The organism is Mesorhizobium sp. 2RAF45, from assembly GCF_052115225.1.
Taxonomy (GTDB): domain Bacteria; phylum Pseudomonadota; class Alphaproteobacteria; order Rhizobiales; family Rhizobiaceae; genus Mesorhizobium; species Mesorhizobium jarvisii.
Map to the genome: position 1 here is coordinate 361,933 of NZ_JBFRGG010000002.1, position 20,019 is coordinate 381,951.

21 protein-coding genes are annotated in these 20,019 nt (G+C 63.2%); 16 read left to right on the forward strand and 5 right to left on the reverse strand.

Annotated features, from left to right (window positions below):
* Positions 1 to 112: 112 nt before the first annotated feature.
* The 7 genes from lgt (at position 113) to AB4Z43_RS06665 (ending at position 7,005) form a co-directional block, all read left to right on the forward strand.
* Positions 113 to 973: a prolipoprotein diacylglyceryl transferase gene (gene lgt / locus AB4Z43_RS06635; RefSeq protein WP_019860644.1), complete on the forward strand. Its 861-nt coding sequence runs from the start codon at positions 113 to 115 to the stop codon at positions 971 to 973.
* A complete protein-coding gene (locus AB4Z43_RS06640; protein WP_441936593.1) occupies positions 970 to 2,058 on the forward strand; it encodes a class I SAM-dependent methyltransferase in 1,089 nt (362 codons plus the stop codon). The genes lgt and AB4Z43_RS06640 overlap by 4 nt, the downstream gene beginning before the upstream one ends.
* Positions 2,059 to 2,174: 116 nt before the next feature.
* Positions 2,175 to 2,969 carry a peptidoglycan editing factor PgeF gene (gene pgeF / locus AB4Z43_RS06645; RefSeq protein ID WP_441936595.1) on the forward strand — a complete coding sequence of 265 codons (795 nt, stop codon included), beginning with the start codon at positions 2,175 to 2,177 and terminating at the stop codon, positions 2,967 to 2,969.
* Positions 2,969 to 4,120 (forward strand): M24 family metallopeptidase, encoded by a 1,152-nt coding sequence (locus AB4Z43_RS06650; RefSeq protein ID WP_019860648.1) that lies wholly within the window; start codon positions 2,969 to 2,971, stop codon positions 4,118 to 4,120. The genes pgeF and AB4Z43_RS06650 overlap by 1 nt, the downstream gene beginning before the upstream one ends.
* Positions 4,121 to 4,163: 43 nt before the next feature.
* The gene (locus AB4Z43_RS06655) at positions 4,164 to 4,778 is read left to right on the forward strand and encodes a hypothetical protein (RefSeq protein ID WP_019860649.1); all 615 of its coding nucleotides are present in this window, start codon (positions 4,164 to 4,166) and stop codon (positions 4,776 to 4,778) included.
* Between the two features lie 168 nt (positions 4,779 to 4,946).
* Positions 4,947 to 5,882, forward strand: a complete 936-nt coding sequence (locus tag AB4Z43_RS06660) for a ribose-phosphate pyrophosphokinase (protein WP_019860650.1) — start codon at positions 4,947 to 4,949, stop codon at positions 5,880 to 5,882.
* 145 nt (positions 5,883 to 6,027) lie between these two features.
* A complete protein-coding gene (locus tag AB4Z43_RS06665) occupies positions 6,028 to 7,005 on the forward strand; it encodes a Bug family tripartite tricarboxylate transporter substrate binding protein (protein WP_441936597.1) in 978 nt (325 codons plus the stop codon).
* A 25-nt stretch (positions 7,006 to 7,030) separates the two neighbouring features.
* On the opposite strand, the gene AB4Z43_RS06670 is transcribed toward AB4Z43_RS06665, so the two are convergent.
* Positions 7,031 to 7,909 carry an AraC family transcriptional regulator gene (locus AB4Z43_RS06670; RefSeq protein ID WP_441936599.1) on the reverse strand — a complete coding sequence of 293 codons (879 nt, stop codon included), beginning with the start codon at positions 7,907 to 7,909 and terminating at the stop codon, positions 7,031 to 7,033.
* A 151-nt stretch (positions 7,910 to 8,060) separates the two neighbouring features.
* Between AB4Z43_RS06670 and AB4Z43_RS06675 the strand changes: the two genes are divergently transcribed.
* A complete protein-coding gene (locus AB4Z43_RS06675; RefSeq protein ID WP_027047298.1) occupies positions 8,061 to 9,290 on the forward strand; it encodes an MFS transporter in 1,230 nt (409 codons plus the stop codon).
* A 133-nt stretch (positions 9,291 to 9,423) separates the two neighbouring features.
* On the opposite strand, the gene AB4Z43_RS06680 is transcribed toward AB4Z43_RS06675, so the two are convergent.
* Both AB4Z43_RS06680 and AB4Z43_RS06685 read right to left on the reverse strand, forming a co-directional pair.
* The gene (locus tag AB4Z43_RS06680) at positions 9,424 to 9,768 is read right to left on the reverse strand and encodes a nuclear transport factor 2 family protein (RefSeq protein ID WP_441936602.1); all 345 of its coding nucleotides are present in this window, start codon (positions 9,766 to 9,768) and stop codon (positions 9,424 to 9,426) included.
* Between the two features lie 271 nt (positions 9,769 to 10,039).
* On the reverse strand, positions 10,040 to 10,897 hold the full coding sequence (locus AB4Z43_RS06685) for an alpha/beta fold hydrolase (RefSeq protein ID WP_069092984.1): 858 nt from the start codon (positions 10,895 to 10,897) through the stop codon (positions 10,040 to 10,042).
* A gap of 149 nt (positions 10,898 to 11,046) precedes the next feature.
* Between AB4Z43_RS06685 and AB4Z43_RS06690 the strand changes: the two genes are divergently transcribed.
* The 8 genes from AB4Z43_RS06690 (at position 11,047) to AB4Z43_RS06725 (ending at position 17,917) form a co-directional block, all read left to right on the forward strand.
* On the forward strand, positions 11,047 to 11,475 hold the full coding sequence (locus tag AB4Z43_RS06690; RefSeq protein WP_019860659.1) for a MarR family winged helix-turn-helix transcriptional regulator: 429 nt from the start codon (positions 11,047 to 11,049) through the stop codon (positions 11,473 to 11,475).
* Positions 11,476 to 11,763: 288 nt separating this feature from the next.
* A complete protein-coding gene (locus tag AB4Z43_RS06695; RefSeq protein WP_069092985.1) occupies positions 11,764 to 12,675 on the forward strand; it encodes a hypothetical protein in 912 nt (303 codons plus the stop codon).
* A gap of 321 nt (positions 12,676 to 12,996) precedes the next feature.
* On the forward strand, positions 12,997 to 13,638 hold the full coding sequence (locus AB4Z43_RS06700) for a 50S ribosomal protein L25/general stress protein Ctc (protein WP_019860662.1): 642 nt from the start codon (positions 12,997 to 12,999) through the stop codon (positions 13,636 to 13,638).
* Positions 13,639 to 13,660: 22 nt separating this feature from the next.
* Positions 13,661 to 14,383: an aminoacyl-tRNA hydrolase gene (gene pth, locus AB4Z43_RS06705; RefSeq protein WP_038649090.1), complete on the forward strand. Its 723-nt coding sequence runs from the start codon at positions 13,661 to 13,663 to the stop codon at positions 14,381 to 14,383.
* Positions 14,384 to 14,478: 95 nt separating this feature from the next.
* Positions 14,479 to 15,582, forward strand: coding sequence for a redox-regulated ATPase YchF (gene ychF, locus AB4Z43_RS06710; protein ID WP_019860664.1), 1,104 nt, complete (start codon positions 14,479 to 14,481; stop codon positions 15,580 to 15,582).
* A 305-nt stretch (positions 15,583 to 15,887) separates the two neighbouring features.
* The gene (gene corA / locus AB4Z43_RS06715) at positions 15,888 to 16,862 is read left to right on the forward strand and encodes a magnesium/cobalt transporter CorA (RefSeq protein ID WP_064980603.1); all 975 of its coding nucleotides are present in this window, start codon (positions 15,888 to 15,890) and stop codon (positions 16,860 to 16,862) included.
* 114 nt (positions 16,863 to 16,976) lie between these two features.
* The gene (locus AB4Z43_RS06720) at positions 16,977 to 17,447 is read left to right on the forward strand and encodes a MaoC family dehydratase (protein ID WP_019860666.1); all 471 of its coding nucleotides are present in this window, start codon (positions 16,977 to 16,979) and stop codon (positions 17,445 to 17,447) included.
* Positions 17,444 to 17,917, forward strand: a complete 474-nt coding sequence (locus AB4Z43_RS06725) for a MaoC family dehydratase (RefSeq protein WP_064980604.1) — start codon at positions 17,444 to 17,446, stop codon at positions 17,915 to 17,917. The genes AB4Z43_RS06720 and AB4Z43_RS06725 overlap by 4 nt, the downstream gene beginning before the upstream one ends.
* A gap of 143 nt (positions 17,918 to 18,060) precedes the next feature.
* On the opposite strand, the gene AB4Z43_RS06730 is transcribed toward AB4Z43_RS06725, so the two are convergent.
* Both AB4Z43_RS06730 and AB4Z43_RS06735 read right to left on the reverse strand, forming a co-directional pair.
* A complete protein-coding gene (locus tag AB4Z43_RS06730) occupies positions 18,061 to 18,606 on the reverse strand; it encodes an adenine phosphoribosyltransferase (RefSeq protein ID WP_027047299.1) in 546 nt (181 codons plus the stop codon).
* 167 nt (positions 18,607 to 18,773) lie between these two features.
* Entirely contained in the window at positions 18,774 to 19,919 is a 1,146-nt protein-coding gene (locus AB4Z43_RS06735) for an alpha-hydroxy acid oxidase (RefSeq protein ID WP_441936608.1), read from the reverse strand.
* Between the last annotated feature and the right edge of the window lie 100 nt (positions 19,920 to 20,019).

Sequence of the window (20,019 nt, forward strand, 5' to 3'; positions counted from 1 at the left end):
CGATGGCTGGCAATGGTGTCGCGACACTTGACGGCGACCAGCTTGCCTTGACCCTGCCAAAACCCTGCCGCATGGTCCGCGCCCGAATGCGACCGCAACCGAGAGCTCCCCGTTGAACGAATATTTCCTGCTGCCGCTGGCCTCGTTGCCCTTCCCAAACATCAACCCGATCCTCATCCAGATCGGGCCGCTGGCGGTGCACTGGTACGGCGTCGGCTACATCGTCGGCATCCTCTTTGCCTGGTGGTATGCCAAGCGGCTCGCCGCCAATCCGAAGCTTTGGCCCGACGGTATCCTGCCTATGAAGCCGGAGGATCTCGACGATTTCATCGTCTGGGCGGCCATCGGAGTCGTCCTCGGCGGTCGCACCGGCTATGTGCTGTTTTACGACCTGGCGCGCTATATCGCGCACCCGCTCGACATCTTCGCCGTCTGGCAAGGCGGCATGTCGTTCCATGGCGGCCTGCTTGGCGTCATCCTCGCCATGACGCTGTTTTCCATCAAGCGCGGCATCCGCACTTGGTCGCTGTTCGATGTCGTGGCCGCCGGCGTGCCGGTTGGGCTCGGTCTGGTGCGCGTCGCCAACTTCATCAATTCCGAGCTCTGGGGCCGGCCGACGGATGTGCCCTGGGCAATAGAATTCCCCAATGGCGGGCCGTTCACCCGCCATCCGAGCCAGCTCTACGAGGCCCTGCTCGAGGGCCTGGTTCTGTTCCTGGTCCTGCGCATCCTCACCCATTCGCGCCTCAAGCTGAAGACGCCGCGCTTCGTCGGCGGCGCCTTCATCTGCGGCTATGGCCTGTCGCGCATCTTCGTCGAGTTCTTCCGCGAACCCGACCAGCAGCTCGGCTACCTCCTCGGCACCAACTGGCTGACAATGGGCATGATCTTGTCGACGCCGATGGTGTTGGCCGGCATCTGGGCGATGGCCACAGCCAAGCCGGTGAAGCAAGCACAGCCGCAGGCGACATGACGCGGCTGAAGACCCGCATCGTTGACCTGATCGAGGCGCTCGGCCCCCTTCCCGTCAACGAATACATGGCCATGTGCCTGTTCGACCCCGCGGACGGCTACTACACGACACGCGAGCCCTTCGGCGCCGCTGGCGACTTCGTCACCGCGCCGGAGATCAGCCAGATGTTCGGCGAACTCGTCGCGGTCTGGCTTTATCAAGCTTGGACAGCGATTGGCCGGCCGATGCCAGTGACCATCGCCGAGATCGGCCCCGGTCGCGGCACGCTGATGAAGGACATGCTGCGCACCCTGTCGCGGCTCGATCCTGATCTGGCCAATGGCGCCGCCTTCGCCATGATCGAGACCAGCCCGCGCCTGACTGAAATCCAGAAGCAGACGCTCGACGTGACACCTTTCGCGGTTCGTTGGCACGAGACCATCGACACCCTGCCCGATCAGCCGCTGCTCATCGTCGGCAATGAATTGTTCGACGCCGTGCCGGTCCGCCAGTTCGTCCGCGCCGGCACGGGCTGGCGCGAGCGCATGGTCGGCCTCGACGACGAGGAGACGCTCTGTTTCTTCGCCGGCGCCGGCTCGGTCGACCCGACGCTGCTGCCCCCCGACGCCGCTGAAGCGCCGCAGGGCGCGATCGTCGAAGTGGCACCGGCTCGCACCGCGCTGATGGCCGCCATTGCCGGCCGCATGGCCCCAAACGGCGGCGCCGGCCTGTTTCTCGACTATGGCCATCTGCAGCCGGGGGTCGGCGACACGCTGCAGGCTCTGCGCCAGCACAATTACGAAGATGTGCTTGCCAACCCCGGCGAGGCCGATCTCACCTCGCATGTCGATTTCGCCGCCCTTGCCGCCACCGTGCGCGCATATGGTCTCGACGCCCATCTGTCGACGCAAGGCGATTTCCTGCTCGGCATGGGCATTCTCGAGCGCGCCGGCCGGCTTGGCGCCGATGGCGACCAGGCGGCCCGCGACAAGATATCAGGCGATGTCGAGCGTCTCGCCGGGCCGCAGGCCATGGGCGAACTGTTCAAGGTGCTTGCCGTCCTGCCGCGCGGAGTGCCGATCCGGCCCTTTTCGACGGCGGATTGACTTTTCACCGCTACCCCTCCCAATCTCGCGTCCGGTAAAAGAGCGGCCGAACCGCCGGCCGTCTCGCTTCCCGACTTTTTCTTGACGAAACCGCCCACACGGACAACAACGCCCGCATGCTGAATCAGACCAAACCGGATCCCGTTCGGTCACCGCTGCTGGACAAGGCGCAGGCACAAGGCATCCGCCATGGCTATTTCACCCGCACGGGTGGGGTCTCGACCGGCATCTACCAGGGGCTCAACATCGGCACCGGGTCGGATGACGACAAGGCGCTGGTGGCCGAGAATCGCGCCCGCGTCGCCGCCTGGATGGGCGTGCCGGCAAGCCATCTGCTGACCGCCTGGCAGGTCCATTCGCCCGACGTCATTATCGCCAGGGAACCCTTTGCCGGCGAACGGCCCAAGGCCGATGCCATCGTCACCGACCGCCCGGGCATCGCCATCGGCGCCTCGACCGCCGACTGTGGCCCGGTGCTGTTTGCCGATTCCGGCGCACGCATCATCGGCGCGGCGCATGCCGGCTGGAAAGGCGCTTTTACGGGCGTGCTGGAAAACACCATTGCCGCCATGGAAAGCCTGGGCGCCCGGCGCGAAAACATCGTCGCCGTGCTCGGCCCCTCGATCGGCCCCGCCAATTACGAAGTCGGGCCGGAATTCGTCGCCCGCTTCGTCGAGGCCGACGCGGAAAACATCGGCTATTTCGCGCCCTCCGCCACATCAGGCCATGCCATGTTCGACCTCGTCAGCTACACGGTCGACCGGCTCATTAGGGCCGGCGTGACCGCTGAAGGCCTCGGCCGCTGCACCTATGCCGAGGAAGATTTGTTTTACTCCTACCGGCGCACCACGCACCGCAAGGAACCCGATTACGKCCGGCAGGTTTCGGCCATCGTTTTGGAGAGTGAATAATGGCGCTGCATTTTGAACGATCGGAATTTGACGCGCGGCGCGACCGGCTGATGATCGAGATGGCCGAGAAGAAGCTCGACGCCATCCTGCTGTTCGCGCAGGAAAGCATGTACTGGCTGACCGGCTACGACACGTTCGGCTTCTGCTTCTTCCAGTGCCTGGTGGTGAAGGCCGACGGCTCGATGGTGCTCTTGACCCGCTCGGCCGACCTGCGCCAGGCGCGCCACACCTCGATCATCGACAACATCGTGCTGTGGACCGACCGCAACGGCGCCAACCCGGCGGTCGACCTGCGCAACCTGCTCAACGACCTCGACCTGCTTGGCGCCCGTATTGGGGTCGAATACGACACCCATGGCCTGACCGCCTACAATGGCCGCCGGCTGGACGAGCAGTTACAGACCTTCGGCCAGATCGCCGACGCATCCGGCATTGTCGGCCGGCTGCGACTGTTCAAGAGCCCGGCCGAGATCGCCAAGGCCGAGAAGGCCGCCAATCTCTCCGACGACGCGCTGGACGCGGCACTGCCGCTGATCAAGCAGGGCGGCGACGAGGCGCTGATCCTGGCCGCCATGCAGGGCGCGATCTTTGCCGGCGGCGGCGACTATCCCGCCAATGAGTTCATCATCGGTTCGGGCGTCGATGCGCTGCTGTGCCGCTACAAGGCCGGCCGCCGCAAGCTCACCAAGAACGACCAGCTGACGCTCGAATGGGCCGGTGTCTTCCATCACTACCATGCGCCGATGATGCGCACGGTGCTGACCGGCAAGGTGTCGAAGCGCCATCAGGAGCTGTTCGACGCCGCGCGTGCCGCCCTTCTCGCGGTGGAAAAGGCGATGACGCCGGGCAATACGTTCGGCGACGTCTTCGACGCCCACGCCCGCACCATGGAGGCGCACGGCCTGACCAAGCACCGGCTGAACGCCTGCGGCTACTCCGTCGGCGCCCGCTTCACGCCGTCCTGGATGGACATGCCGATGTTCTACCAGGGCAATCCCGAGCCGATCGCGCCGCACATGACGCTGTTCGCCCACATGATCATCATGGATTCCGAGACCGAGACGGCGATGACGCTTGGCCGCACCTACCTGACCACCGAATCCCAGCCGAAGCCGCTTTCCCGCCATGATCTCGACTTGATCGTACAGTGAATCCATAATGGGAGGCGTTCTTCGCCAAGGAGTTAGAAGGCAAATGAGACGATCGCATGTGACGACCGTGTCATTGCTTGTGGCATTGGCTCTGGCTGCCTGCACCAACGCAAAGGACGTTCTCGAACCTTCCGCCATCACCCCTCCGGCGACTTCGGGGCCGGTTGCGCCGGGAGCCCAGGGCAGCACGACGGCCACCGTTGCAGTTGCGTCACCCACCGCGCCTGCTGCAACCACCACCACGCCGCTCACCTCGGCGCAAAGTGCTGCCATCCTGTCGAAGACACGGCTGCAGATCGCGCCGATCGTCGGTGCTTCGGTCGAGGCCGCGACCCCGCTGACGGCGGAACTGCAGACGCGCGCCAGGCAGCGTGGAATTACGCTCGCCGGCAGCGCCGACCAGACCGCGACCCATGTGCTGAAAGGCTATTTCTCGGCGATTTCGGAGGGCAAGGACACCACCGTCATCTATGTCTGGGACGTCTACGACCCCTCGGGCAACCGCTTGCACCGCATCAACGGCCAGATGAAGGCGCCTTCGGTCAGCTCCGGCACGGGCGCCGACAGCTGGAAGGGCGTCTCTCCGGCCACCATGCAGGCGATCGCCGACCAGACCATCGACCAGTTCGCGGCATTCCTGGGTGGCAAGGCTGGCTAGCAAGGCATGCTTGAGTGTTGCCTCTCGGCGATGGCACGAACCTTTCTTCAGCTTAGCCGGCGGATTCCCGATCTCGGCGCTTGCAATACCAGCGCGGGCCGCTAAAAGCCCGATTAAAAGGTCCGGGAGAGTCTGTCAGGCCTTCCCATCCTCCACCAGGAACGGTGCATGAAACTCTTCGCGGGCAATTCCAACAGGGTGCTGGCCGAAGCGGTCGCCCGCTATCTCAACATCCCGCTGGGGAAGGCCAGTGTCAGGCGCTTCGCCGACCAGGAAATCTTCGTCGAAATCCAGGAAAACGTGCGCGGCGAGGATGTTTTCATCCTGCAGTCGACCTCCTTCCCGACCAACGATCATTTGATGGAACTGCTCATCATGATCGACGCCTTCATGCGCTCCTCGGCCAAGCGCATCACGGCGGTGATTCCCTATTTCGGCTATGCCAGGCAGGACCGCCGGGCGTCGGGCCGCACACCGATCTCGGCCAAGCTGGTTGCCAACATGATCACCCGCGCCGGCGTCGACCGCGTTTTGACGCTCGACCTGCATGCCGGCCAGATCCAGGGCTTCTTCGACATCCCGACCGACAATCTGTTCTCGGTGCCGGTGATGGCGCGCGACGTGAAGGCGAAATACAAGCAGCTCGGCAATGTCGTGGTGGTGTCGCCCGACATTGGCGGCGTGGTGCGGGCACGTGCGCTGGCCAAGCGCTTCGACGCGCAGCTCGCCATCGTCGACAAGCGCCGTGAGCGCCCGGGCGAATCGGAAGTCATGAACATCATCGGCGCGGTCGCCGGCAAGGATTGCCTGCTGATCGACGACATCGTCGATTCCGGCGGCACGCTGTGCAATGCCGCCGATGCACTCTTGGCCAACGGCGCCACCAGCGTCACCGCCTATATCACCCATGGCGTGCTGTCGGGCGGCGCAGTCGCGCGCATCAGCGGCTCGAAGCTGCAGGAACTGGTGATCACCGATTCCATCCAGCCGACGCAAGGCGTGCTCGACGCCCCCAACATCCGCGTCATCTCGATCGCCGACCTGATGGGCGAAGCGATTTCGCGCACAGCGACCGAGGAATCGGTGTCGAGCCTGTTCGACTAACCCCCCCCCGCGATAGACGAAACGTCGACCGGGCGGAGCGTACGCCCCTACCGTCGGCTCCTTGTCTGCGCCCCTCGCGAGCAGACATTTCTCCTGGCGCGCCCGCCGTGGCATACTGCCCCCGTAGACAATGGAGGAGTAGCATATGCCAATCCGGCGAAGGACTTTGCTCGGGCTTGCCGTTTCCGTCGCGGCTCTCTTTTCGGCGCCGACGGCTTGGGCCGCCGATTTCCCGGACCGGACCATCACGATGGTTGTTCCCTTTTCCGCGGGCGGCTCCACGGACCTGGTCGCTCGCCTCGTCGCCAACAAGATGTCCGAAAACCTCGGCCAGCAGATTGTCGTTGAAAATGTCGGCGGCGCCGGCGGCAGCATCGGCGCGGCCCAGGTCGCCCGGGCGGATCCGGACGGCTACACGATTCTGATGGGCACGGTTGCGACACACGCACTCAACCCGCTCATCCTCAAGACCAAGCCCTACGATGCGGAGAAGGATTTTGCTCCGATATCGCTGCTTGTGCTGGTACCGAACGTCCTGGTCGTGAACCCTCAATTTCCAGCCAAGGACGTCAAGGAACTGATCGACCTATTGAAGAAGGACCCGGACAAATACGCCTACGCTTCATCGGGCAACGGCACCCCGCTGCATCTCTCGGGCGAGCTTTTCAAGACGATGGCCGGCGTGAGCATGCAGCACATACCCTATAAGGGCGCCGGGCCGGCCCTGAACGACGTCATCGCCAATCAGGTGCCGATGATGTTCGACAACCTGCCGTCTTCATCGGGGCATATCAAGGGCGGGACGCTGAGGGCCCTGGGCGTCACCACCAAGGAGCGCGTTCCCTCCTTCCCTGACGTGCCGGCAATCGCCGAAACCATTCCTGGCTATGAAACCTACAGCTGGAACGCCCTGTTCGCGCCCGCCGGCACCCCGGCGGACGCGATCGAGGTTCTTCACAAGGCAGCAGCCAAGGCGCTGCAGGATCCCGATGTGATTGCGCGCATGGGCCAATTCAGCGCCACGATCGTGGCCTCCACCCCGGAAGAGTTGGCAACGCATGTGAAGGCTGAACTCGCCAAGTGGGAGCCGATCGTCAAGGCGAGCGGCGTTCAGATGGACTAGGCGTCAGTGCGCTCGGCGCCGCTTATTATGGCGCAGGAGCCTCAAGGCGAGGCGGGGCTCGCCTTATGCCTTCGCCATTGTCTCGCGCGCCGCGCATATAGCCGCGCGGCGACGAGCCCAGCATGCGCTTGAACATGGTGATGAAGGCCGGCACGCTGTCATAGCCCAGATCGAGCGCCACCCGGGTGATCGGCTCGCCATCGGCGAGCCGCGGCAGCGCCGCGAACAGGCAGGCCTGCTGGCGCCATGTCGACAGCGACAGGCCGGTCTGGCGCTGGAAGGCGCGCGTGAAGGAGCGCCGGCTCATGCCGGCGGCATCGGCCCATTCGTCGATCGTCGCATGCGGTGAAGGTGCGGCGACGAAGCGGCGGCACAGCGCCACCAGCCTTGCATCGGACGGGAATGGCAGACCGAGCGGCCGTTCCGGCAAGGTCGGGATCTCATGCAGCAACAGCTTCATGATCAACCCGCCGCGTCCTTCCAGTTCGCCGCCTTGCGGCAGCTTCTCTGATTCCACGATAAGGCTGTGCATCAACGCGGTGACGCCGACGACGCGCAAGCCTTCCGGCAGCCCCGGGATCGCGCCCGGCATGACATAGACCGAGCGCATCGAGACATCGCCCAGCATCTCGACGGAATGCTCGATGCCGGCCGGAATCCACATCGCATGGTCTGGCGGTACCATCCAGCGCCCATGCCGCGTCGTCACCAGCACGACGCCGACCAGCGCGTGCAGCAACTGGCTGCGCCTGTGGCGGTGTTGCGGCACGTGGTAGCCGTCGGGATATTCGGTCGGCAATGCCACCGCCGGTCCGGCGACTTCCTCCAGCCATTGCCAGCGGCTCTGGTGCAATTGGCCGAGATCGGCATTGCCGGCGCGGAAGATTTCCCTGCCATGCGGCATCTTGTATGGCCCACTTGCGAAACTATTGGACCAAACCACGAAAGAAGTCGCGCGGCAAGCGGCCTATAAGGCAACCGTCCCTAAGGTGGCCGCGGGAGCGTCCGCCAGATTGCCTGCGGGCGTGCCCGCCAAAAAGACCACGGAGCCTGCCTTGACCGATACGACAGCCGCCAGCGTCGCGTCACCAGCGACCGCCAGTCACGCCTCAGCCCAGGCGACGGCCTTCACCGTCATCCTGGCGGTGAGCTTCTGCCATTGCATCAACGACATCATGCAATCGCTGCTATCGGCTATTTATCCGCTTCTGAAACAGAATTACGGCCTCGATTTCTGGCAGATCGGCCTGCTGACCTTCACCTTCCAGGTGACGGCGTCCTTGCTGCAGCCGGTGATCGGCATGATCACCGACAAGCGGCCGATGCCCTATTCCCTGCCCTACGGCATGGCCTCGTCGCTGATCGGCCTGGTCGTGCTGGCCTATGCTGGGCACTATTATCTGCTCTTGATCGGCGCCTCGCTGATCGGCATCGGCTCGGCGATCTTCCATCCCGAATCCTCGCGCATCGCGCGTTTCGCCTCGGGCGGCCGGTTTGGCCTGGCGCAGTCGCTATTCCAGGTCGGCGGCAATTTCGGCCAGTCGATGGGGCCGCTGCTGGCGGCCTTCATCGTCGTGCCGTTCGGACAGACCAGCATCTCCTGGTTCGCCGTCGGCTCGCTGATCGGCATCGTCGTTTTGTGGCAGGTCGGCGGCTGGTACAGCCGCTTGCGCGCCGCGCAAGGCACCCGCAAGGCGGCAAGCTTCGTCTCGCCCTTCCCGCGCCGCAAGGTTATGAGCGCACTGGTCGTGCTGACGCTGCTGGTGCTGAGCAAGAACGCCTACATCGCCAGCCTTGCCAGCTACTACACCTTCTACTCCATCCATAAGTTCGGAGTGTCGGTGCAGATGAGCCAGGTGATGCTGTTCCTGTTCCTCGGCGCCTCGGCGCTGGGCATCCTGCTCGGCGGCCCGTTCGGCGATCGCTACGGACAGAAGGCGATGATCTGGTTCTCGATCGTCGGCGTGCTGCCCTTCACGCTGGCGCTCCCCTACGCCAATCTGGAATGGACGATGGTTCTGACCGTTCTGATCGGCCTCATCCTCTCGTCGGCCTTCTCCAACATCGTCGTCTTTGCCCAGGAACTGGTGCCGGGCCGCGTCGGCATGATCGCCGGCATCTTCTTCGGCTTCGCCTTCGGCATGGGCGGCATTGCCGCCGCCGTGCTCGGCGTCGTCGCCGACATGAAGGGCATCGATTTCGTCTTCCAGATCTGCTCGTATCTGCCGTTCCTGGGCCTGCTGACGGTGTTCCTGCCCAACATGAAGGAAGCAAGAAAAGCCTAGACAGTCGTTGCTAAAGACGGAGGCAGCGTGGGCGTGGATAAGATCATACGCCGCGTTGCCCTCCTTCTCACGCGGCGAAGCAAGGCTCCAAGGCCGGTTTCGGGCATGGCAACTCGTTCAGTGAACGGGCGTATCAGGTGCCGGCGGGATCGAGAAAAACAAAAAGAGAGTGGATAAGGTTGCCGTGCAAATGCGCGACATCGATCCCGGTGACGGCGACAGGGCCGTTGAGCGGCCCGGACTGCCATTGCAGCCGCCCGACGCCGTGATGGCCGACGGCAGGGCCCGTCGCCGTGAAGGCGAACGTCGGCGGTAGGCTCGACAGCAGCTTACTCACCGCATGATTGATGGCGGCATGGCCCGTCGCCGAAGCATCCGGCTCGTAAAGCACGGCATCGCCGGCGTAAAGTTCGCGGATCGCCACAAGGCGCCGGTCGGCATCGCGTTCGCCGAATACTCGCGCAAGGTTAGCCTGCATCAGGCCGTTTTAGTCGATCGATTCCGCGTTCATTTTCCACCCTCCGGATCACGAATGCCGGAGGAGGCGGAGGGCGCAAAAACGCACGATCCGATGTCTCACGCCTGTCCGGTCAAGAAACTATCGTTCACGGCCGCGCGCAATGCAACGCCCGGCTGAAGTGCGACCGCGACAGGCCGCCAGCGCTGCCAGGCGCGTCCGATGGGCATCGTCTGGAGCCGACCGAAGCACCCGCCGCAATGGCGGGTGCCGCTGTTGTGCCGGGTGCGACCTATGCCTTGAAGAAGGCCAAAAGGTCGGCGTTGATGACATCGGCGTGGGTTGTCGCCATGCCGTGCGGGAAACCCTTGTAGACCTTGAGCTCGCCCTTCTTGAGCAGCTTGATCGACAGCAGCGCCGAGTCGGCGATCGGGACGATCTGGTCGTCGTCGCCATGCATGACCAGCACCGGCACGTCGATCGCCTTCAGATCCTCGGTGAAGTCGGTTTCCGAGAAAGCCTTGATGCAATCGTAATGCGCCTTGGTGCCGCCCATCATGCCCTGGCGCCACCAATTGTCGACGACGCCTTGCGAAACCTCGGCGCCCGGACGGTTGAAGCCATAGAACGGACCGGCAGGAACGTCGCGGAAGAACTGGGCGCGGTTGGCAGCCTGGGCAGCGCGGAAACCGTCGAAGACCTCGATCGGCAGGCCGCCGGGATTGGCAGCCGTCTTGAGCATGATTGGCGGCACCGCGCCGATCAGCACCGCCTTGGCGACGCGGCCGCCCGAGCCGTACTTCGCGACATAGCGCGCCACCTCGCCGCCGCCGGTCGAATGGCCGACATGGATAGCGTTCTTGAGGTCGAGATGCGCGGCAAGTTCAGCGACATCGGCGGCGTAGGTATCCATCTCGTTGCCGATATCCGTCTGCGTCGAGCGGCCATGGCCGCGCCGGTCATGGGCGATGACGCGGTAGCCTTGTGCCAGGAAGAACAGCATCTGTGCGTCCCAGTCGTCGCTGCTCAACGGCCAGCCATGATGGAAGACGATGGGCTGACCGGTTCCCCAGTCCTTGTAGAAAATCTGCGTGCCGTCCTTGGTGGTGATCGTGCCGCTGCCGGAACCGGATTTTGCCTGCGAAGCCATCTCAATCTCCTTTGATTGTTTTTCGCGATAAACAATATCGCGATATCTATATGGCTAGCGCAGCGCGGAAGCCATGTCCACAAAAATATGTATCGCGATATCATTTTTCGTGGTACATATTTCGTGATTAATCGGCAAAGGAATGCGTCGTGCCCCTCCCGTTGGACAATCAGCTCTGCTTCACGCTCTACGCCACCTCGATGGCGATCAACCGCACTTACAAGCCGATGCTGGACGAGATGGGGATCACCTATCCGCAATATCTCGTGCTCAACGCGCTGGGCGAGGCCGATGGCATGTCGGTCGGCGGGGTCGCCCATCGGCTCGCTTTGGAATCGAGCACCGTCACCCCGCTGGTGAAGCGCATGGAACAGGCCGGGTTGGTCACCCGCCAGCGCAGCCAGGCGGACGAGCGCCAGGTCCAGGTCGACCTGACATCGGCCGGGCGCGCGCTGCTCGTCCAGTGCAACTGCCTCAACGAGACCTTGATCGAGCGCTCGGGCATGACGCTGGCTGAGCTCGATACGCTGAACCGGCAAATCCAGGCGCTGCGCGATACGTTGAGCGGCGATCGGTAGCCACCGGCTGACTCTTGACTGCCTCGGCGCGGCTTGACCGCGCTCGCACGGCATCGAAATGCTCCCTAGTTCGCTTCTCGTGCCCAGGCTGGCATGAAACGAAATTCGAGCATGCCGAGTCGCGGGGAATTGACCCACAGGCTCTCGATTCTGCTATAGGGAATGCCGCGGCGAAGATGAGATGAATGGGTGTCATCAGCCCCAGGATAAGTGGCTTCGTCATGACCTGCGGCAGCGGAGAAATTCCCAAGACTTGCTTGCGTTCTCTGCGCTTTTTCTGGATTCGCCATGCACGCCCAGCCGCTTCGTGTTTTGACCCTTCTGGTGCGTCACGGCACCGAAAAATATCCGACCGCATGGCAGGACTTGCGAGCTATGTTCGCCCGCCAGATGCCGGACGTTGAGCATCGCATGCTCGTGATCGACAATTCGCTGCCAGTCGGTCATGGCTCTGATTTGGACCGCGGGGTCGAACTGATCGGCGGGTCGAATGAAGATTGGGAATTCTCCGCGTGGGACTGCGGCATCAATCATACCGGCGCCAAACTTCATCAGTATGATCTGGTCCACTTGGCCACTTCTGCTTTCGCGGCATCAGCACCTGATCATCTCAAATTGATTGATGGTGGCTCGTTGCGGTCGTTGCTTGGTTTGCAGGGAGCGCTGGGTTGCATTGATTCTCGCCGCGAGGCCTTCTCGATTTTCGGAATCCGCTCGCAGGCATGGCTCCGCAGTTCGTTCATCCTGATGAACCCGCGGCAACTCAGCAGCCTGGGATCCCTGGTAAGCGTCGGCAGGGACGCGCCGATCTTCACCGGCAACCCTCGACAGCCCTTCCGTGATGACGCACCGATCTCGCGAGCATATCAGCAGTCTTTGCTGCATTGGCTCACCGGCGACGGAGCTGGCGAGGGAGTAATCTGGCATTCAAGGTTCGATCTTACACCTGAAACGCTACCGTTTTTCGAAAGCAAGGCTCGGGCTATTCTCAATGAGCTGATGCTCACCAACCGGTTGCTAGCCAATGGATACGCGCTCGTCGACATGACATGGCTGGCGCAGAAGGTTCGGGCGGGGAGCACGGAATCCGAGAATGTTATTCCGGACTGGCGCGTGCAGATCAGCTCCCGAGCGCGAGTCAGACGCACTTTGATCCAAAAGCTTCGCCGCTGGTTGTCTAAACATATGCCGCGGCAATGATGACTGCCATCGCTGTTTGTCCGCCGCAGGCATGGCAAGCGCTGGCGGACTGTCAGACGAAGATCGACCCTCGAACGGCTCTTCATGCCTTCCAGCCCAACCGCTTGCGCCTCTCGCCACCTTCCGCTATAGAGCCGCCACCCGCGTAGACACCCTTGGAGGCAACGCGGCGGAAGGCTGCCTTCCCTTGTGATCCCGAACAAAGCTCCGTCTCAAAACGGGTGCCCGCATTCGGACATCGAGGTCTGGCGGCTTTCGACGTTTACGGCTTGGGCAAATTGCCTTCCCGCAAACGCTCCATAACACGCGAAAGGAAAAGCCATGAGCCACGATACTTACGAGCTCAAGGCCGAAGCGCGCGAACAGGTCGGTAAGGGGTCCGCCCGTGCAGTTCGCCGCAACGGTAAAGTGCCTGCAGTAATCTACGGTGACAAGCAGCCTCCCCTGGCGATCGCTCTCACCTACAAGGACATCTACTACAAGATCCATGGCGGCGGGTTCCTGACCACGATCGCCACGATCGATGTCGACGGCAAGAAGATCCAGGTCCTGCCCAAGGACTTCCAGCTCGACCCGGTCAAGGATTTCCCTGTCCATGTCGACTTCCTGCGCATCGGCAAGGACACCGAGGTCAATGTCGACGTGCCTGTCCACTTCATCAATGAGGACAAGTCGCCCGGCATCAAGCGCGGCGGCGTGCTCAACATCGTGCGTCACGAAGTCGAGTTCCACTGCCCGGCCAACGCGATCCCGGAATTCATCACCATCGATCTCACCGGCACCAACATCGGCGACTCGATCCACATCTCGGCGGTCAAGCTGCCGGCCGGTGTCAAGCCGGTCATCTCCGACCGCGACTTCACCATCGCGACCATTGCCGGTTCGTCGGCGATGAAGCCGGAGACGGAAGAGACGGCTGAAGTGGCTGCACCTGAAGCAGCTCCTGCCGCCGAAGAGAAGTAACTCTTTCCGCCCGGAGCAGACGATGCTGCTATTTGCAGGTCTCGGCAATCCGGGCGCGAAATACGCAGATAACCGGCACAATGTCGGCTTCATGGCGGCGGACGCAATCGCCCGCCGCCATTCCTTTTCGCCCTGGTCGAAGAAATTCCAGGGCCTGATCGCCGAGGGCACGATTGCCGGCGAAAAGATCATCCTGATCAAGCCGCAGACCTTCATGAACCTGTCCGGCCAGTCGGTCGGCGAGGCGCTGCGCTTCTACAAGCTCGAGCTTTCCGCGCTCACCGTCTTCTATGACGAGATCGACCTTGCCGAAGGCAAGCTGCGCATCAAGACCGGCGGCGGCGCCGGCGGCCACAACGGCATCCGCTCGATCGACGGCCATGTCGGCAACGCCTACCGTCGCGTGCGCATCGGTGTCGGCCATCCCGGCGTCAAGGAAATGGTCCAGCACCATGTGCTCGGCGATTTCGCCAAGGCCGACCGCGAATGGCTCGATCCCCTGCTCGACGCGATCGCCGACAACGCCGCCATGATCGTCAAGGGCGACGAATCCGGCTTCATGAACAAGGCCGCCCTTGCCGTCCAGGGCAAGGCGATAGCCGAGCTGGAAAAGCCGGCGCAGAAGCAGCAGCCTAAACAACAAAGCCACATCCGCCAGGCGCGGTCGCAACAAGCACCCGCCAAACTGCCGGAGACCGGCCCGATGGCTGCCATGCTGAAGAAACTCTTCGGCAACAAGGACTGAGCGGGCACGCATGCGGCCTTACGGGGCTTGACGTTGATCACCCCTATCGCCCATAGCCCTCATCAAATTTCGCTTTTTCGATAGGACTGGACAAAATGGGTTTCAAATGCGGCATCGTTGGCTTGCCCAACGTCGGCAAGTCGACGCTCTTCAACGCGCTGACCAGGACGGCGGCGGCGCAGGCCGCCAACTATCCCTTCTGCACCATCGAACCGAACACCGGCGAGGTGGCGGTGCCCGACCCGCGCCTGCAGAAGATCGCGGCCATCGGCAAGTCCAAGGAGATCATCCCGACCCGCATCTCCTTCGTCGACATTGCTGGCCTGGTGCGCGGCGCCTCGAAGGGCGAAGGGCTAGGCAACCAGTTCCTCGCCAACATCCGCGAGGTCGACGCCATCGTGCATGTGTTGCGCTGCTTCGAGGATGACGACATCACCCATGTCGAGGGCCGCATCGACCCCGTCGCCGACGCCGAGACGGTCGAGACCGAGCTGATGCTCGCCGACCTCGACAGCCTCGAGCGCCGCATCGTCCAGATCCGTAAGCGCGCCGGCAGCAAGGACAAGGAAGCAACGACCGTGCTGCCGATGATGGAGGCGGCACTCGAACTGCTGCAGGCCGGCAAGCCGACCCGCATCCTGCTCAAGGGCATCTCGGCCGAGGATTTGCGCATCCTGCAGGGCTTGAACCTGCTGACCTCGCACCCCGTGCTCTATGTCTGCAATGTCGCCGAGGCCGATGCCGCGACCGGCAACGAGCACACCAGGGCCGTGGAAAAGATGGCCGCCGCGCAAGGCGCCGGCACCGTGGTGATCTCGGCCGCGATCGAGGCCGAAGTCGCCCAGCTCTCCGACGAGGAAGAGATGGAATTCCTGTCCTCGCTCGGCCTCGACGAGCCGGGGCTCAACAAGGTCATCCGCGCCGGTTATGAGCTTTTGCATCTCATCACCTATTTCACCGTCGGGCCGAAGGAGACGCGCGCCTGGACCATCCACAAGGGCGACAAGGCCCCGCAGGCGGCCGGCGTCATCCACACCGATTTCGAACGCGGCTTCATCCGCGCCCAGACCATCGCCTATAACGACTTCGTCACGCTGGGCGGCGAAGTGGCGGCCAAGGAAGCCGGCAAGGCGCGCGACGAAGGCAAGGAATATGTCGTCCAGGACGGCGACATCATGCTGTTCAAGTTCAATACCTGACGCCTGGCGGATCGCCACCAGGATCTGGCGCTCGCCTGCCGGAGCATCCGCTACAATCTCGCAGAGGCCTGGATAGTGCCTCTTCTCCAACGGTACGGGCCGCCGGAAACCGAGCCGGCGAAGCTTTCCTGGTATCGGCTGCTCGACGAGTTCTTCTGAGCGGCCGATCCCGGCCCGGCTCCAGGGCTTGTCTTGATTTTGTCATGGCACGGGTCTAAGCGGCTGCCACACGGTCGCGCACACGACGAAGAGCCGTGCAATCCGACACGACGCGCAATCCGAACCTTCGCAGGGGAGATCTGGCGATGATCAAGGCATTTGTCGTGGACAATGATCGCTTGCGCGTCGTCGACAACCTGCTGGCCGATGGCGACAGGGTCGTCTGGGCCGACCTGATCAGTCCGACCAAGGAAGAAGAAGCCACCATCGAGAGCTGGCTCGGCGTCGCCATCCCGACCCGCGAGGAGATGGAGGAGATCGAGATTTCCAGCCGTCTCTACATCGAGGATGGCGCCTACTTCATGACCGCCACTTTGCCTGCCCAGACCGAGGTCGACGATCCCCTGATGTCGCCGGTCACCTTCGCGCTTGCCGGCAAAAGGCTGATCACCATTCGCTACCATGAGCCGAAGGCCTTCAAGACCTTCCCGCTGCGAGCCGAGAAAGTGGCGACCGGCTGCACCAGTGGCGACACCATCCTGATCGGCCTGCTGGAGGCGATCGTCGACCGTCTCGCCGACATCCTCGAACGCGCCGGCCGCGACATCGAGGCGATTTCGCGCGACATTTTCGAGGCACGCTCGACCAAGGTGTCGAAGCGCAACCGCGACTTCCAGGAGCTCTTGAAGGCCATCGGCCGCAAGGAAGACATCGCCTCGTCCGTGCGCGACAGCCTGATCTCGCTGCAGCGCCTTGCCGGCTTCCTCGCCCATGTCGCGACCCAGACCAAGATGAGCAAGGATGTCCGCGCCCGCATCAAGACCCTGTCGCGCGACGTGCTGTCGCTCGCCGACCACGCCACCTTCCTGTCGCAGAAGATCTCCTTCCTGCTCGACGCCACGCTCGGCATGATCTCGATCGAGCAGAACGCCATCATCAAGATCTTCTCGGTCGCCGCCGTCATCTTCCTGCCGCCGACACTGGTCGCCTCGATCTACGGCATGAACTTCGACGTTATTCCCGAGCTGAAATGGGAGCTTGGCTATCCCTTCGCCATCGGCCTGATGATCCTGTCGGCGATCCTGCCCTTCTGGTATTTCCGCCGCCGCGGCTGGCTCTGAGCGCCGCGACGGGCAGCCGCGCCCTCGGCCTGGCTCACCAGAAAGGACTTGACCAAATCGCTGCCGGCCTGCATCCGGGTTGCCCGATCCTTGGGATTTAGCCGGATTCCCGACATGACCGCAAAGACATGGGCCTATGAGGATTTCGTCGAGGGCGCCTCGTTCGACCTCGGCACGAAACAGGTGAGCGCGGCCGAGATCATCGAGTTCGCCAGTGAATTCGATGCCCAGCCGATGCATCTCGACGAGGAAGCCGGCAAGGCCAGCATCCTCGGCGGCCTCTCGGCTTCGGGCTGGCACACCTGCGCCATGTTCATGCGCATGTTGTGCGATGCCTTCCTCCTGGACTCCACCTGCCAGGGCGCGCCCGGCGTCGACCAGGTCAAGTGGAAGAAACCGGTCTTGGCCGGCGATACGCTCAGAGGCAATTTGGTTGTCCTGGCCAAACGCCTGTCGCGATCGAAACCGCAACTGGGCTTCATCACCATGCGCAGCGAGCTGGTCAACCAGCGCGGCGAAAGCGTCTTCGAGCTTGAGAATTCCGTCATGTTCCTGACGCGCGATGCCGCGGGGTATCAGGCATGACCTTGGATGAATTCTTCCGCATCGGCACCACGGTGACGCTGGGCTCGCACACATTCGAACCCGAGGCGATCAAGGCGTTCGCCCGCAAATACGACCCGCAGATCTTCCATATCGACGAGGAGGCTGCCAGGAAGAGCGTGCTCGGCGGGCTCTGCGCCTCCGGCTGGCACACCTCCGCCACCTGGATGAAGCTCAACCTCGAAGCGAGCATGGATGCCGAGGGGGCCAGCTGGAACGGCCCCGGCCCGGTCCCGGAATTCGGCCCCTCGCCCGGTTTCAAAAACCTTAAGTGGCTGAAGCCGGTCCATGCCGGCGAGACCATCACCTTCAGCCGCACCGCGCTGTCCCATCGCGCCATCGCCTCGCGCCCCGGCTGGCGAATGCTGTCGCTGCGCGCGGAAGCGTTCGATTCGACCGGCGACAAGGTGCTGGAGTTTGAAAGCGCCGTGCTGGTGAAGGTGGGTGAGTAGCCGGTTCGCGTAAGCGAATTCATCGTGCCAGTGGCACGATGAAAGGCTGACGAACGCGGGGACGCTGCGAAGCAGCGGGGACCCGGCAGGCCGCGGACATCAAGCTCGACCCCGTACTTGTCTCCGTGCAGTATTTTGCTGCCTCAATGCCCCTCGAACCCGATCAGCGTCCTTACCGGCACGCCAAGCGCCTCGAGCTTGGCGCGACCGCCGAGGTCCGGCAGGTCAATGACGAAGCAGGCGGCAAGGATATCGGCGCCGATCTGGCGCAGCAGCTTCACCGCCGCTTCCGCGGTGCCGCCAGTGGCGATCAGGTCGTCGACCAGGATCACCTTTTCGCCAGGGGAAATGCCGTCCTTGTGCATCTCCATTTCGTCCAGCCCGTATTCCAGGCTGTAGGCGACGCGCACCGTCTCGAAAGGCAGCTTGCCCTTCTTGCGGATCGGCACGAAGCCGGCTGAAAGCTGGTGAGCGACGGCGCCACCCAGGATAAAGCCGCGCGCCTCGATACCGGCGATCTTGTCGACCTTCTGGCCGGCATAGGGATGCACCAGTTCGTCGATAGCGCGCCGGAAGGCGCGCGCATTGCCGAGCAGCGTGGTGATGTCGCGAAACAGGATGCCGGGCTTGGGATAATCCGGGATGGTGCGGATCGCGGCCAGCAGCGTGTCTTCGAGCGAAGGTTTCATGAGGCGGCTCCGGATGATCCAGCTGACAGGTTTGAAACGTGCGGGAGGCAGATCGTAGCCCGCCGCGACCGACAACGGCTAGCGCGATGTGGCGGCCGAGACAAGCGCGTCCGGCAAAGGATTGGCCTGGACCGGCGCAGTGACCGTCCGCGCCGATGCTCTCCTGGTCACCGGAAGCGCAGGTTCTCGCGCGACAATTGTCCGATCGAACTGCAGCCCATCAGCTTCATGCCGCGTTCGATCTCGACCCGCATCTGTTCAAGCGCCCGTTCGACACCCGGCTGGCCGGCCGCCGCCAGCGGAAACAGATAGTAACGGCCGATGCCAACCGCCTTGGCGCCGAGCGACAGCGCCTTCAGCACATGCGTGCCGCGCTGCACGCCGCCATCCATGATGACGTCGATCCGGTCGCCGACGGCATCGACGATCTCGGCCAACTGGTCGAATGCCGCCCGCGAGCCATCCAGCTGCCGGCCGCCATGATTGGAAAGCACAATGCCGCTGCAGCCGATCTCGACGGCGCGTTTGGCGTCCTCGACCGACATGACGCCCTTGAGGCAGAACGGCCCCGACCACTGCCTGACCATCTCGGCGACATCGTCCCAGGTCATCGACGGGTCGAGCATTTCGGTGAAATAGCGGCTGATCGACATCGTGCCGCCGCCCATGTCGACATGCTCGTCGAGCTGCGGCAGCTTGAACCCCTCATGGGTGAAATAATTGATCGCCCAGGCCGGCTTGAGCGCGAACTGCGCCATCCCCGCGAGGTTGAGCTTGAAGGGAATGGCAAAGCCGGTGCGCTTGTCGCGCTCGCGATTGCCCCCGGTGATGCTGTCGACGGTCAGCATCATCACCTCGACGCCAACTTGCTTCGCCCGCTGCATCATCGCCCGGTTGAGGCCGCGATCCCGGTGGAAATAGAACTGGTAGACCTGCGGACTGGCGCTGATCCCGCGCGCTTCCTCGAGGCTGACGGTGCCAAGCGAAGAAACACCGAACATGGTGCCGTATTTGGCGGCGGCCTTGGCCACCGCGCGCTCGCCCTGATGGTGGAACAGTCGCTGCAGGGCGGTCGGCGAGCAATAGAACGGCATCGCCAGCTTCTGCCCCATCACCGTCACCGACATGTCGATCTCGCCCACCCCGCGCAGCACGTTGCGAACGAGGTCGCAGGTCTCGAAGCTTTCGGTGTTGCGGCGATAGGTGACCTCATCGTCGGCCGCGCCATCGATGTAGTCGAAGATCGGGCCCGGCAGCCTTCGCTGCGCCATGCGGCGGAAATCGGAAAAGTTATGACAGTCGTTGAGTCGCATCATCGATTTCCAAGGCCGTGGCGGGCCAACATTCGCCGCCTTTCGATGCCTCGAATATCAATCCGATGCAGCCCTGCCAACGGACTAATTGCTGAACTGC